The sequence below is a fragment of the Bradyrhizobium murdochi genome (genome assembly GCF_000472965.1).
GTDB classification, from domain to species: domain Bacteria; phylum Pseudomonadota; class Alphaproteobacteria; order Rhizobiales; family Xanthobacteraceae; genus Bradyrhizobium; species Bradyrhizobium murdochi.
On the sequence record NZ_AXAU01000020.1, the window covers coordinates 92,669 to 105,445 of the forward strand.

Annotated in this window: 15 protein-coding genes; 7 read left to right on the top strand and 8 right to left on the bottom strand. The window is 61.9% G+C overall.

What is annotated here, in order from left to right; genetic code table 11:
* Positions 1-39 precede the first annotated feature (39 nt).
* The 4 genes from YUO_RS0129365 to YUO_RS0129380 all read left to right on the top strand — a co-directional run bounded on the left by YUO_RS0129365 (position 40) and on the right by YUO_RS0129380 (position 3,113).
* A complete protein-coding gene (locus tag YUO_RS0129365) occupies positions 40-645 on the top strand; it encodes a GNAT family N-acetyltransferase (protein WP_028350480.1) in 606 nt (201 codons plus the stop codon).
* A gap of 174 nt (positions 646-819) precedes the next feature.
* Entirely contained in the window at positions 820-1,209 is a 390-nt protein-coding gene (locus YUO_RS0129370) for a RidA family protein (RefSeq protein ID WP_028350481.1), read from the top strand.
* A 41-nt stretch (positions 1,210-1,250) separates the two neighbouring features.
* Positions 1,251-2,681, top strand: coding sequence for a homospermidine synthase (locus tag YUO_RS0129375; protein WP_028350482.1), 1,431 nt, complete (start codon positions 1,251-1,253; stop codon positions 2,679-2,681).
* Between the two features lie 204 nt (positions 2,682-2,885).
* A complete protein-coding gene (locus YUO_RS0129380) occupies positions 2,886-3,113 on the top strand; it encodes a hypothetical protein (protein ID WP_028350483.1) in 228 nt (75 codons plus the stop codon).
* A gap of 22 nt (positions 3,114-3,135) precedes the next feature.
* Here the strand turns inward: YUO_RS0129380 and YUO_RS0129385 are convergent, their stop codons facing one another.
* Complete coding sequence (locus YUO_RS0129385) at positions 3,136-3,876, bottom strand: acetoacetate decarboxylase (protein WP_028350484.1); 741 nt, start codon at positions 3,874-3,876, stop codon at positions 3,136-3,138.
* Between the two features lie 606 nt (positions 3,877-4,482).
* On the opposite strand from YUO_RS0129385, the gene YUO_RS48700 reads away from it, so the two are divergent.
* The 3 genes from YUO_RS48700 to YUO_RS42040 are packed head-to-tail and all read left to right on the top strand — an operon-like array spanning position 4,483 to position 5,341.
* Positions 4,483-4,824: a hypothetical protein gene (locus YUO_RS48700; protein ID WP_347335948.1), complete on the top strand. Its 342-nt coding sequence runs from the start codon at positions 4,483-4,485 to the stop codon at positions 4,822-4,824.
* A 12-nt stretch (positions 4,825-4,836) separates the two neighbouring features.
* A complete protein-coding gene (locus tag YUO_RS0129395) occupies positions 4,837-5,064 on the top strand; it encodes a hypothetical protein (protein WP_028350486.1) in 228 nt (75 codons plus the stop codon).
* Positions 5,065-5,104: 40 nt separating this feature from the next.
* Positions 5,105-5,341, top strand: coding sequence for a hypothetical protein (locus YUO_RS42040; RefSeq protein ID WP_035727914.1), 237 nt, complete (start codon positions 5,105-5,107; stop codon positions 5,339-5,341).
* Positions 5,342-6,333: 992 nt separating this feature from the next.
* On the opposite strand, the gene YUO_RS0129410 is transcribed toward YUO_RS42040, so the two are convergent.
* From YUO_RS0129410 to YUO_RS42045, 7 genes are all read right to left on the bottom strand, one after another.
* Positions 6,334-6,753, bottom strand: coding sequence for a hypothetical protein (locus tag YUO_RS0129410; protein WP_028350488.1), 420 nt, complete (start codon positions 6,751-6,753; stop codon positions 6,334-6,336).
* Between the two features lie 321 nt (positions 6,754-7,074).
* Positions 7,075-7,812 carry an ABC transporter ATP-binding protein gene (locus YUO_RS0129415; protein WP_028350489.1) on the bottom strand — a complete coding sequence of 246 codons (738 nt, stop codon included), beginning with the start codon at positions 7,810-7,812 and terminating at the stop codon, positions 7,075-7,077.
* Complete coding sequence (locus tag YUO_RS0129420; RefSeq protein ID WP_028350490.1) at positions 7,802-8,536, bottom strand: ABC transporter ATP-binding protein; 735 nt, start codon at positions 8,534-8,536, stop codon at positions 7,802-7,804. Before YUO_RS0129420 ends, YUO_RS0129415 begins: the two co-directional genes overlap by 11 nt.
* Entirely contained in the window at positions 8,533-9,498 is a 966-nt protein-coding gene (locus tag YUO_RS0129425) for a branched-chain amino acid ABC transporter permease (RefSeq protein WP_028350491.1), read from the bottom strand. Before YUO_RS0129425 ends, YUO_RS0129420 begins: the two co-directional genes overlap by 4 nt.
* Positions 9,495-10,361, bottom strand: a complete 867-nt coding sequence (locus YUO_RS0129430) for a branched-chain amino acid ABC transporter permease (protein WP_235782858.1) — start codon at positions 10,359-10,361, stop codon at positions 9,495-9,497. The genes YUO_RS0129425 and YUO_RS0129430 overlap by 4 nt, the downstream gene beginning before the upstream one ends.
* A gap of 50 nt (positions 10,362-10,411) precedes the next feature.
* A complete protein-coding gene (locus tag YUO_RS0129435) occupies positions 10,412-11,656 on the bottom strand; it encodes an amino acid ABC transporter substrate-binding protein (RefSeq protein ID WP_028350493.1) in 1,245 nt (414 codons plus the stop codon).
* An 82-nt stretch (positions 11,657-11,738) separates the two neighbouring features.
* The gene (locus YUO_RS42045) at positions 11,739-12,680 is read right to left on the bottom strand and encodes a dioxygenase family protein (protein ID WP_051379703.1); all 942 of its coding nucleotides are present in this window, start codon (positions 12,678-12,680) and stop codon (positions 11,739-11,741) included.
* Positions 12,681-12,777 lie beyond the last annotated feature (97 nt).

The window sequence follows — 12,777 nt, forward strand, 5'->3', positions numbered from 1 at the left end:
CGCGGCAAGTTTGCCGTTGCGAGCGGGGACTGACGTGCCATGACTGCTTTGCGGAAGACCATTGCTGCCCTCATCTCCGATGCCGCTCCGTTTGCGATCCGCAGCGAGCGGGCCTCGGACGTTGCCGCGCGCGAGGCGCTGCTGGATGCCTGCTTTGGCGACAACCGCCATATGCGCACCTGCCAGCGCCTGCGCGACGGACGCACGCCCGCCGAGGGCCTCAGCCTTTCGGCTGTGAGCCAGGGCCGGCTGGTCGGTACGTTGCGGTTGTGGCACGTCAGCGCCGGGGGCATCCCGGCGCTCATGCTCGGCCCGCTGGCGGTGGAGGCATCCTCCCGCCAGCTCGGGGTCGGGGCTGCGCTGATGGACCACGCGCTCGCGGCGGCGAAGGCGCGTGGCCATCGCGCGGTAGTCCTGCTGGGCGATGCGCCGTACTACGCCCGCTTCGGCTTTTCGGCCGCGAAGACCGCCGAGCTGCGGCTACCGGGCGCGTTCGAGCGCGACCGGCTGCTCGGCCTGGAGATTTGCGAAGGCGCGCTCGACGGCGCCTGCGGCATGATCGTTCCGACCGGTGCACGCTTGCCGAAAACAAAGGCAGTGCGGGCCAGGAAGGCGAAGACCTTGCTCCTGCCGCGCGTGGCCTGATCGTCAACGACATTCTCGTGCGTCGCTGGAGCGCCGGCGCGCCGCCGGCCTCCGATTTCGCCCGGCATTCCCGGTGACGTCCCCAGGGGTTGCGCGCGCCGGGGAAAAGCCCTTAAACCGCGCCCATCCCGCCGCCGGATCATTCCCAGGATCGTTCCCAAGATCGAGGTTCCGATGCCCCGCCGCCTGATTTCCACCGGCTCGCCGTTCGAGAAGACCGCCGGCTACAGCCGCGCCGTCATCGACGGCGATTTCGCCTTCGTCGCCGGCACCACTGGCTATGACTACAAGACCATGGTCATTCCGGCCGATATCACGAGCCAGGCGCGCAACTGCTTTGGCAATATCGAGGCGGCGCTGAGGGAAGGCGGCTTTGCGATGGCCGACATCGTCCGCGCCACCTACTACATCACCGACATTGCCGATGCGGACGCCTTCTTTGCGGTCTGCGGCGAAGTCTTCGGCGAGATCCGTCCGGCCACAACCCTGCTGGTGGTCGCCGGCCTCTACAAGCCCGAGATGAAGATCGAGATCGAAGTGACGGCCAGGCGCCGCACCGCCTAATCCCTCCATTCCCACGAATTTCTGTTTCCGGAGACCAACTGATGAACGCACTCGCCAAAATTCACGCGAAAGTCACTGGCCCCATCGTGATGATCGGCTTCGGCTCGATCGGCAAGGGCACGCTGCCCTTGATCGAGCGCCATTTCGACTATGACAAGTCGCGCTTCGTCATCATCGATCCGCATGAGGATGGCGAGCTCGCCAAGAAGCACGGCGTGCGCTTCATCAAGCAAGCCGTGACCCGCGACAATTATCGCGAATTCCTGATCCCGCTGCTCACCGAAGGCGGCGGCCAGGGATTCTGCGTCAACCTCTCCGTCGACACCTCCTCGGTCGACGTCATGACCATGTGCCGGGAGATCGGCGCGCTTTACATCGATACCGTGGTGGAGCCCTGGGCGGGTTTCTATTTCGACAAGAACATCGGTCCCGAAAAGCGCTCCAACTACGCCCTGCGCGAGACCTTGCTCGCCGCCAAGCACAAGAGCCCGGGCGGCACCACCGCCGTCTCCACCTGCGGTGCCAATCCCGGCATGGTATCCTGGTTCGTCAAGCAGGCGCTGCTCGATATCGCTCGCGACACCAACACGCCCTTCAACGAGCCGAAGAGCCGCGAGGGTTGGGGCCAGCTCGCGCAGAAGCTCGGCGTCAAAGGCATCCACATCGCCGAGCGCGACACCCAGCGCGCCAGGAATCCCAAGCCGATGAATGTGTTCGTCAACACGTGGTCGGTCGAAGGGTTCGTCTCCGAGGGCATGCAGCCGGCCGAGCTCGGCTGGGGCACCCATGAGAAATGGATGCCGGACAACGGCCGGCAGCACACCGACGGCTGTGGGGCTGCGATCTATCTCTTGCAGCCCGGCGCCAATACGCGCGTCCGTTCCTGGTGCCCGACGCCGGGCGCGCAATACGGCTTCCTCGTCACCCACAACGAGTCGATCTCGATTGCGGACTATTTTACGGTGCGCGATGGGACGAAGGTGGTCTACCGCCCGACCTGCCATTACGCCTACCACCCGGCTAATGACGCCGTGCTGTCGCTGCACGAGATGTTCGGCGCCACCGGCAAGATGCAGTCGTCGTGGCACATCCTCGACGAGAACGAGGTCGTCGACGGCATCGACGAGCTCGGCGTGCTGCTCTACGGCCATGGCAAGAACGCCTATTGGTACGGCTCGCAGCTTTCGATCGAGGAGACCCGCCTCGTCGCGCCCTACCAGAACGCCACCGGCATGCAGGTGTCGTCGGCGGTGCTCGCCGGCATGGTGTGGGCGCTGGAAAACCCCGAGGCCGGCATCGTCGAGGCCGACGAGATGGATTTCCGCCGCTGCCTCGAAATCCAGATGCCGTATCTCGGCCCGGTGAAAGGGTTTTACACCGACTGGACGCCGCTGTCGGACCGGCCCGGCCTGTTCCCGGAGGATATCGACACGTCGGATCCCTGGCAGTTCAGGAACGTGCTGGTGCGGTAGCACCGCGACACAGGCGCTGCAGCTCTCGCTGCAGTGCACATTGTTCTTCCACGGCCTCGACCGGCGTAGAACTACGCACCCGAAGCCGGCGCCGTGTAACAGTCGATTAATCCAATCGCGCCATCCTGAAGGGTGAATTTCTGCGAGGGCCCTTGGGCCGTCGCCAAGCTTTTGAGCGGCGGCTCCCTCGGTGGAGCGAGCAACATGCGCAGCATCATTGCCATCGTGCTGTCGGCGGCGGCACTGGCGGCGTGCACGCCCGAGAGCGGCAGCAATGCTGATGTCACGGGCTCGATCGACAATTGCGCCCGCAAGCTTTTCAGCCAGTACAATCCCAAGGACAAGAAGCAGTGCGTCGCGGTGTGCATCGCCTGCGAGCGCGGCGTGGTGACGACCTGCTCGACCGCCTGCACGCTCAGGGGCGCACAGTAAGCGCAGGCAAAGAGCCCACCCGTCACTTCGCCATGTAATCGAACGCCACCGTCCCGAGACCCAGCGTCAGATCGGCCCTGAAATGCAGCGCGGAGATCACCTCGCGCACCGGGAGCCGGGCCACATCTGCAAGCGCGTGCGGAAACAGGCCGAGCGCCGCTGGGCCGGTCCACGCCTCCTTCAGCGTGATGTCTTCGAGATAGTAACGCACCAGTTCGCAGATCCGCGGGCTGCCGTCGACATGCGGGATGATCTTGAGCATGAAGTTCGGCGCCTTCATCGACTTCAGCACCGTGTCGTGGTCGACCGTGCGGTGCTTGTATCCCATCGTGGCGCTGGCGCAGAGTACCGAGCCGTAATGCAGCGTTCCGACCAGCACGTCGCTCTCCACGGCGATTTTCGGCAACGCCAGTTTCTTGGGGAATCCCCAGAGCTCGCGGCCGCCGGCGATCGGGCCCTCGTCGTCCAGATACATCGAATGGACGTAGGCGCCCTCCTCGCCCTTGAAGCGGACCGGGATCACCTGCCCGGTTTCGGTGTAATCGCCGAAGCCGGTCGAGTCAGGCATGCGGATGAACTCGTATTTGACGACCGCATCAGTGACTTCCAGCGGCTCCGGCACCACCGCGGCGAGCGCGTCGGGGTCGGTGCGATAGGCGATGATGAAATATTCGCGGTTGAAGAAGCGATAGGGTCCCGGCGGAAACGACGGGTTAGTCAGCGGCATCGAATAGGCGGTTCGCCTGACATCGTCGATCTTCATGGCTTGCCCTCATGTATCGTTACGCACGATTGAGCGATTGTGGGACAGCAGGCGACGACATGCGAGACCGTAAAATCGGCAGACGGTCACAACATTGCCAAGTCACCGGGGGCGTGGAATCATGGGCGGGCAGCAATCTCGCTCAATTCGTAGCGCAAGATTCGAGGCGCCAATCAGGAACTTGAGTCCCAGCCCCGCGGCTTCCCGATACTTGAACGAATGAGCTGGAGATCAGGCACGGTTTGACGGGTATCGGCTACCGGGATGTCGCGATTGGAGCAAACCGGGCCTTAGCTGAACCGCGTAAACGTCGCGATTAACCCAAAGGCGACATCAGCAGCGCGGCCAATCGGCCCATCCGCTGCCTAATTGCCCGCCGCGCGAGTGTCTTCCCAGGTCTCAGAAGATAGTCAAATTTGCGCTCTCTCCAGCCATGGTCGTTGGTCGCGAGCGTATCGACACAGGCGTCGACGCTGGTACCGCAAACGGTGACGCGGTCTGCCGCAATTTGCGGAGCTGCTTTAGAGTCGTGGCAGCACAGCACCCACGCTCCCACATACGAACTTATCGAACGTCCAGAGAGCAAGTCAGAGTGACAGAAAGTTAATGTTTTTAACTCTGGTGCTTTTCAGGATCTTGCATACATCGTTATCACCGCTCGTACATATCGCTTATCACTGGCACGTGGCTTTCATCGCTGATGAGACCGCCAGTCGCGCTCCTGCAAACCTCGCACGGATGGAGCAGCGCATGCCAAAGCGTAGCCGTTTCAAACAAACGACATCCGTTAAAGAACGCCTTGCAGAAGAGGCGACGCGGTTGCGCAAGCAGGCGAAAGATACCCCACCGGGGTTTGAGCGCGAGCTCCTGGTTCGCAAGGCCCGGCGATCCGAGGCAGCTTCTCAAATGATCGAGTGGCTGACCTCGGCCCGCAAGCAACCAAGATAGGATCAAACAGAAATGGCTATTTATCGCCTATTAGAGAACTCTGCCCTAGGACTGGGGCCGAAGGAGGTTAATTGCATCATAGAGGCATACGAGCAAACGCTGCACACCCTTTGCGTCAAGGATCGCGACGATCCTCTTACGGAAATGATTGCGAAGAAGATCATCGGGATCGCGCAAACTGGTGTCCATGATGCGGCGCAGCTTTCGACTCTGGCAATCAAAGAACTAAGCGTCCGGTAAAGCCCCAGCAGTAACCGGCCTCGCTTTAAAGAGAACGTGCATGGCAGAATATCGCGCCTACCTCATTGGCTCGGACGGCCAGTTCGAAAGCTCCCGCGCGTTCGTCTGCGACACTGACGAGAACGCTATCGTGTGGGCAAGGCAGATGGTGGGCCAGCAGCCCGCGGAGCTTTGGAGCGGAACGCGGCTGGTTCAACGCCTGTCCACTCCCGACCAAAGACAAGCCATCAGCCATGAAGTTCATGAAGGTCGATTGGTACCAAAGGACGAGAAGTAGGTCGGAAATGTAAAGCCAGAACTCTCAGCAATCCTAGCCGCCAACGGCGAAGTCAAAGTGAAGTGGGACAGCGGCCGGACCAGCTACTACCGGCGCAGCGTACCGACTAATCTTCGGTTGCAAGACATAACGTGAGGCTGCCTCAGTTGGCGGCCTCTTTCATTTCGAATGTCACCTATTGGCCCTTCGCGACATATTGCACCGCCAACGATCTCGGTCGCTTACAAGGCAAAGCGGAAATCGATAGGCCGCCATCTATCACAGAGAGCGACGCTCGTGACCCGGACCGGACATCGGTCACTGCTTGCTGCGAAGAAAGGCCGCCCCCGAAAGGGCGGCCTTTTGTTCGATTTTGCTTCTACCAACGCCCGGTCCCAAAGCTGAACCCGATGCTAGGGCCACCGTAATAGCCCCCATAGGCGGGGCCGCCATAATACCCCGGCCGATCATAGTAGCCGTAGCTGCGGCGCACGTAATAACCGTCATCATCATAGTCGCGCGTGATGTACCGAGGACCGCGGGTTCGCCAGCAGCGTCCATATTCGTTACAAACGAGGCGAACCTGATCTATGTTAGAAGCCTCCTCGCCTCCGAGCGCAGTTGGATTGAGCGGTGCTGCTGAAGCAGCTGTGACCAACGCAGCAACTGCGACGCAACCCAGAATCGCGCTTTTCATTTGTGTCTCCTCCAAACGCGAAATTGCGTGGAAAATAACTGGCGAAGCGAAACAAGGTTCCAGGAATATGGATTGCTCCCCAGAAACGGCTGAAGTTTGATTGGTAATGATGCGCTGGGGAAATACCGCCACCGCCGCGCCCCGAAGCCTATGATCCGGCCGCACGGCTATCCATCCTCGCATGCACCGCTGCTCTTGACCCGAAGCTGCCGTCACAACGCTCGCTGAGAAGCGAGCTCAATCACGTCCATGTGCCCACAAGTGGGAGCCTCACGGCGCAGGTCAGGCCGAAGCTTGATCATTCGGCCGATCGCTCCTAACCCACATAGTCGATCCAGGACGAATCGACGATCACGTACTCGGCTGGGAACCAATAGTAGTAATCAGTCAGATCGTCATAGACCCAATATCCGTAGTAGTAGATGTCGGCCTGTGCGAGTTGCATGCTGGCAAGCATGATACCAGGGGTCGTGTCGGCCAACTTCTGACGTGACCTCACTTTCTTAACCTGCATTCCAGCGGCGGTAACAGAGGTGACCTTGCCGTTGCTCACTTCGGTAAATACATCGGCTTTCTTTCCACTCGTATGGATCTTGTGCTTGCCATTCTTTTTGATTTTTTCGCCAAGAAGGTCTTTTCCGTTGAGATGATGTTTCTCCTTCGCGAAGGCGATGCGAGATGCGTCGATCGTGGTAGCTGTCGCGATCAGTCCGAGTGCGAGACGCCGATTGATCATCAAACTTGCTCCTTTTGGAAATCAGCAATGATTCTGCGCCTACAACGTCGCTAGGAATTCCTGCAGCCGTTGTGACCAATTCAGCTTTGGTCATTGGGACTGAACCCGTGGTGAACGGGCCGGCCACAGATAAGCTCCAAAGATCTTAGCCCATCATCACTCGTCATTGCGCCCACCGCCCAAGCAGTGAAGTTGCGCTCGTGGCCCCACCGCGTCGATTTTGGGATGCTCGCATAGCGGTCGCTATTGGAGAGAAGCGGATATTCAGCCCGCCGCACTCAACCAATCGCGCTCATGAGTACAGGTCTTGGGCAAGCGCCGTCACGCGACGCCGCCGAGATAGAGCCGCTTGACGATATCGTTGGCCTTCAACTCATCGACCGACTGCGCAGCCACCGCGATCTCGCCGTGAACGATGATGTAGCCGCGGTCTGCGATCCGGATCGCCTGGTTGAAATTCTGCTCCGCCATCAGCACCGTCAGGCCGACGCGCTGCTTGAGCTCGCCGATCTTGGCAATGGTCTGCGACACCAATAGCGGCGACAGCCCGACCGACGGCTCGTCGATCAAGAGCAGCCGCGGCGACGACATCAGCGCGCGCGCAATCGCCAGCATCTGCTGCTGTCCGCCGGACATGGTGCCGGCGAGCTGGCCGCGCCGCTCCTTCAGCACCGGAAAGGTGTCGAAGACGAGCGCGAGATTCTGCTGGATGGCGCTGCGGGCCATTTTCCTGAACGCGCCGAGCATCAGGTTTTCCGTCACCGTCAGCTTGGGAAACAGCCGCCGCCCCTCCGGCACCAGCGCCACGCCGAGATCGACGATCGCCTCGGGCGAGAGCCTTGTGAGGTCATGCGCCACGCCGTCGATCGACAGCGCAAGCCGGCCGCCATCCGGACGCACCAGGCCCATGACGCACTTCATCAGCGTGCTCTTGCCGTTGCCGTTGGTGCCGAGCAAGGCCACGGTCTCGCCGGCCTCGACATGCAGCGTGACGCCGCGCAGCGCCTTGACGGCGCCGTAGCCGGCATCGAGGCCTTCGATGGCAAGGCTAAGTGCCAAGATAGGCCTCCTGCACCCGCTTGTTGGCCATCACCTCGGCTGGCGCGCCGAGCGCGATTATTTTTCCGGCGTCGAGACACATCACCCGCTCCGAAAAGCGCATCACCGCCTGCATGATGTGCTCGATCATGATGATGGTGATGTCTTCCTCGCCAAGGCTGATCAGGAGGTCGAGCACCTCGTCGACTTCGGAAGATGACAGCCCGGCCATCGCCTCGTCCGAAATCAAAAGTTTTGGACGCACCGCCATCGCGCGGGCGAGCTCCATCTTGCGCAGCTCCACCTGGCTCAGCGTATCGCTCGCCGCGCCGGCTTTTGAGGCGAGCCCCATCCGCGTCAGGATCGACATCGCGATCTCTTCCTCCGCCGCGGCTGAACCGGCGGCAGCGAAGTCGAGCCCGACCATGAGGTTTTCCAGCACCGTCATGCTCCTGAACGGCCGCGGAATCTGGAAGCTGCGGGCGATGCCGCGGCGCGCGCGTAAGTGCGGCGGCAATTGCGTGATGTCCTCGCCGCAGAACACCACGCTGCCGGCCTGCGGCTTCAATGCGCCGGAGATGCAGTTGATCAGCGTGGTCTTGCCCGAGCCGTTCGGGCCGATCAGCCCGAACCGCTCGCCCTTTCGGATATCAACGCTGATATTGTCGAGCGCGGTGAAGCCGCCGAAGGTCTTTGTCAGAGTCCCCACCCGCAGCAGGGGTGCGTCGGCGGCTGCTGTATTCATTGCTTGCCCCCCGCGCGCAGACGATAGCGCGGCCGCAACAGCCCTATGATGCCCTTCGGCGCGCCGACCACGAACAGCACCAGCATGATGCCAAGCACAAGCACGTTGACTTCCGAGGAGATGGTCACGGCGAGGAGCTGTTGCGTCGAGCCGAGCAGGATGGCCCCTAACACCGGGCCGATCCAGTGCGCGGTGCCGCCGATCAGCGCCATCGCCAGCGCCGAGACCGAGTAGCTCAGGTTGAACGCCGAGGACGGATCGGCATATTGCAGGTACATGGCGGCGGGCGCGCCGGCTGCAGAAATCAGCGCGCCGGATATCATGCAGGCGATCAGTTTCAGCTTCAGCGTCGGCACGCCGGTGCATTCGGCGGCGAGCTCGTCGTCTCTGAGTGCCTGCAGGCCGCGGCCGATCCGGGAATTCTGGATGTAGCGCGCGATCGCAATGGCGATGACGACCAGGATGGCCTGCACGAAAAACAGCATCTTCACATAGCTGTCGAACGGCGCCATCACCGGCGGTCGTTGGATCTGGATGCCGGCCGCGCCGCCGACGAACCGCCAGTTCATCACAAAGGTCTCGATGATGATCGCTAGCGCAATCGTGGCGATCGAGAAGAAGATGCCGCGCATCCGCAACGTGAGGAGGCCAACGCCAAAGCCGAGCGTCATGCCGACGACGGCGGCGGCGGCGATCTGCACCGCGAGCGGCGCGCCTGTCGCCTTGAACAAAGCTACCGCTGTGTAGACGCCGACGCCGAAAAAGGCGTTGGTGCCGAAATTGACGTAACCGGCGTAGCCGCCGAGGATGCTCCAGGCAACCGCAAGCGCGATGAACTGCAGGATGACGTAGCCGGCAAAAAACGGATATTCGTTGCGGACGATCTGCGTCATCGACAACACGGCGACCAGGAAGACGACGACGGCGGCCCAAAATGCAATGCTGTGGTTGCGCTTGTTCATCGGCCGAGCAGACCTTGCGGCCGGACGGCGAGCACGCCGAGCAGCATTGCGAACGAGATCGCCGGCGCCCAGGAGGCCCCGAACAACGTCAGCACGATGGATTCGGCGACGCCGAGGATGATGGCGGCGATCAGCGTGCCGCTGATGCTGCCGAGCCCGGCCATGACGACGACGCAGAAGGTCCGCCCGATATAGGCTCGATCGAGCGTCGGCTCGACCGGCGCCACGATGATCAGGAGCGCGCCGGCGATGCCGAGCACGGCGGTGGCGATGCCGAAGGCAAATTGCTTGATGCGGACCGGATTGGCGCCCATCAGCCGCAGCGCCTCCTCGTCCTGCGCGACCGCGCGGATCGCGCGGCCCATGAAGGTTTTCGACAGATACACGGCAAGCAGCACCGTCAGCGCCAACGCCACCGCGAACGCCACCAGTTGCCGGATCGGTATCCGAAACTCGCCGAACCGCCACGACTTGCCGATATAGGTCGCGGAAACCGAGCGCTGGTCGACGCCAAATTGCAGGATGATCAGCACCTCGATGATGAAGGCGATGCCGAAGAAGAAGGCGATGCCGCGGACGGCCGCATCGCTACCGCGCCGCTCGAAGGTTTCGTAGTAGACGCGGTAGGCGAGCAGGCCGAACACGAAAAACAGCGGCGTGATTGCGAGGCCCGCCAGCAACGGGTCGATGTCATAGCTCTCGTTGAGCTGGAACACGCCGTAGGAGGCGAGCACCAGGAAGGCCGGATGTGCGACATGGGGAACGTCGAGCAAGCCGAACGCGACGGACAAGCCGACGCTGACGGCTGCATAGAAGCAGCCTAGCAGCACGCCGAGTACTACTGCCCCAAGCAGCAGGTCCATCGAAAGCAATTCAAGTCCCCCCTTGGCCCTGAGCCGGAAAAGCCACGAGGCTAATTTCGGGCAGCCTCGAAGGGACTGATGAGATCTCCGGTCTTCAGTTTGTCGGGGAACAGGATCACCTGCCTGCCGGAGGACCGGAACTGTTCGATGTCCTTGTCCTTCACTCCCCGGAATTGCGCCTGCAACGTTGCTGTTTCCTTGCGCTCGCCATCGGCCGAAAATGCGATCGGCCCGACGATGGTCTTGTGCTCGTTTTCGCGCAGATATTTGGCGATGCCCTTCTGGTCGAGCGACTTGGTCGCGCCGACCGCCGCCTCGATCATCTGGCCCATCGCATAGCCGAACGGCGCCAGATAGTAGCCGAGCGGATCGACCTTGGCCTCGACGGCGCGCTTGGTGTATTTGTCGAAAAATTCCTTGGTGCCGTCGAAATACATGCTCTTTTCCGGCAGCCAGGTATTGTAGTTCACGACACCGTTGAGCAGCGAGCCGAGGTTGGACATCACAGCGGCAAATTGCAGACCGACCATGCCGCCGCCAAAAATCTTGACGCTGTCGCCGATCCCGATCTCGTTCACGGCACGCAGGATGCCGGCCGAATCCGGCGGATAGGACGCGACATAGACGATGTCGGGCTTGGCCGCCTTCAACGCGCGAACGATGGACGAAAATTCAACCGTGTTCGGCGGGTAGACCTGGTCGAAAACGATCGGGATGTTGCGCTTCTTGGCGACGTCCCGCGCGGTGAGCGCGAGGTTCTGCGCGAATTCCTGATCCGCCGTTAACAGGGCCATGTTCTTGCCGCCGGCCTTTTGCGCCAGGTCGAGGAACGAAGCCGCCCAGCTATCGGCCGGCCCCCAGGGTGCATTGTTGAACCACATGTCGTGGCCGACCTTGCTGTTCACCTGGAACGAGAAATTCCCCATCAGCAAGAGGCCGCGCTGCTTGACGAACGGCATGATCGGCGCGGTCGGTACCGTTGCATAGGGCGCGAACAGCAGGTCGACCTTATCGACATCGACCAGCTTGGCGTAGATCGCGGGCGTCTCGGATGCGCTCGACTTGTCGTCATAGACGACCAGTTCGACCTTGCGGCCGAGCAGTCCACCTTTGGCATTGACATCGTCGCGCCAGATCTCGATGCCGAGCAACGACGCCTTGCCGCCGCCGGCGAGGCCGCCGGTTTGCGGCATCGACATGCCGATCTTGATCGGAGGCTGCTGGGCGAGAGTGCTCGATCCGTACCCTACCACCGCGACGGCCATTGCGCCGCCCAGGAATGTTCTGCGTTTCATTGCTTCCCCCTTATGTCGTTGTATTTCTGCGTCCGCCGGATCTTCGCCCGGCTGCGGTGAAGTGGATCGTGTCAGTCTCGGGCTAGCCGCCGGCACCCGCCGGGGCGGTTTCGTTCTTCGATTGTTTCATGATCGCCGACGGATCGGCGCCGACGCGGCCACTGGTCTTGTCGGCGGCGCTTTCGCGCGACAGCCGCATGTCGAAGCGGATACTCGGCATGCCCTTGATCGGGCAGTCCGGATCATTGGCTACCACGTCGACGGCAAGATCGCCCGACGAGCCGAACACGACATCATCGGCCAGATGGGGATCGTCACGCAGATAGAGCGCCGTGACCAGTTCGCGATAGCCGGCTGCGCCGACCAGGAAGTGAATATGCGCCGGCCGCATGCCATGCCGCGCCTGCGCCTTCACCATCGCGCCGACCGGGCCATCCATCGGGATCGAATAGCCGAGTGGCTTCACGGTGCGCAGCACATAGAGTCCGTCAGCGTCTGTCGTGAACACGCCGCGGTAATCGACCGAGGTCGCGCTGGACTGGATGTCATAGAGGCCGTCGGCGCCGGTCTGCCAGATCGAGACGGTGGCGCCCGTGACCGGTTTGCCCGCGGCATCGGTGACGCGGCCATACAACACGCACTCGCTGCCGGGCTTCGGGTTCTTGGCGATCGAGCTGCCGGCTGCAAGCGTCGGCGTGGCCTCGCGGTAGAACGGGCCAAGCAGGCTGGTGTGGGTAGCTTCCTCGAGCGCGGTGGCGTCGTGCAGTCCGTTGACGAGCGCCGAGAGGCCGAGCGTGTCGGATAGCAGGATGAATTCCTGCCGTTCCGGCGAACACATCTTGCCAGCGGCAGTCATGAATTCGATGCCCTTGATCCATTCCGCCGGCGTCAGGTTGACCTCGCGGGCGAAGGCATGGAGATGTTTTACCGCCGACGCCATGATCTCCTTCAGACGAGGATCGGGCGTCGTCGCCATCTGGTCGAGCACGGCGTCCGTGATCGTTTCCGGCGTTAACTCACGCATGCGTCACTCCCTGAGCTGCCGGCTGTTATTCGACCTGCCGGCTGTTTTGCTGCAAGCCTAACCGCTTGTTGGGGATCAGCACAAGGCGTTCGAAGGC

Bases quoted from the DNA above. Each gene is read 5' to 3' on its own strand.
- YUO_RS0129365 (WP_028350480.1), top strand. From the start codon at position 40: ATGACTGCTTTGCGGAAGACCATTGCTGCCCTCATCTCCGATGCCGCT.
- YUO_RS0129370 (WP_028350481.1), top strand. From the start codon at position 820: ATGCCCCGCCGCCTGATTTCCACCGGCTCGCCGTTCGAGAAGACCGCC.
- YUO_RS0129375 (WP_028350482.1), top strand. From the start codon at position 1,251: ATGAACGCACTCGCCAAAATTCACGCGAAAGTCACTGGCCCCATCGTG.
- YUO_RS0129380 (WP_028350483.1), top strand. From the start codon at position 2,886: ATGCGCAGCATCATTGCCATCGTGCTGTCGGCGGCGGCACTGGCGGCG.
- YUO_RS0129385 (WP_028350484.1), bottom strand. From the start codon at position 3,876: ATGAAGATCGACGATGTCAGGCGAACCGCCTATTCGATGCCGCTGACT.
- YUO_RS48700 (WP_347335948.1), top strand. From the start codon at position 4,483: ATGTTTTTAACTCTGGTGCTTTTCAGGATCTTGCATACATCGTTATCA.
- YUO_RS0129395 (WP_028350486.1), top strand. From the start codon at position 4,837: ATGGCTATTTATCGCCTATTAGAGAACTCTGCCCTAGGACTGGGGCCG.
- YUO_RS42040 (WP_035727914.1), top strand. From the start codon at position 5,105: ATGGCAGAATATCGCGCCTACCTCATTGGCTCGGACGGCCAGTTCGAA.
- YUO_RS0129410 (WP_028350488.1), bottom strand. From the start codon at position 6,753: ATGATCAATCGGCGTCTCGCACTCGGACTGATCGCGACAGCTACCACG.
- YUO_RS0129420 (WP_028350490.1), bottom strand. From the start codon at position 8,536: ATGAATACAGCAGCCGCCGACGCACCCCTGCTGCGGGTGGGGACTCTG.
- YUO_RS0129425 (WP_028350491.1), bottom strand. From the start codon at position 9,498: ATGAACAAGCGCAACCACAGCATTGCATTTTGGGCCGCCGTCGTCGTC.
- YUO_RS0129430 (WP_235782858.1), bottom strand. From the start codon at position 10,361: ATGGACCTGCTGCTTGGGGCAGTAGTACTCGGCGTGCTGCTAGGCTGC.
- YUO_RS0129435 (WP_028350493.1), bottom strand. From the start codon at position 11,656: ATGAAACGCAGAACATTCCTGGGCGGCGCAATGGCCGTCGCGGTGGTA.
- YUO_RS42045 (WP_051379703.1), bottom strand. From the start codon at position 12,680: ATGCGTGAGTTAACGCCGGAAACGATCACGGACGCCGTGCTCGACCAG.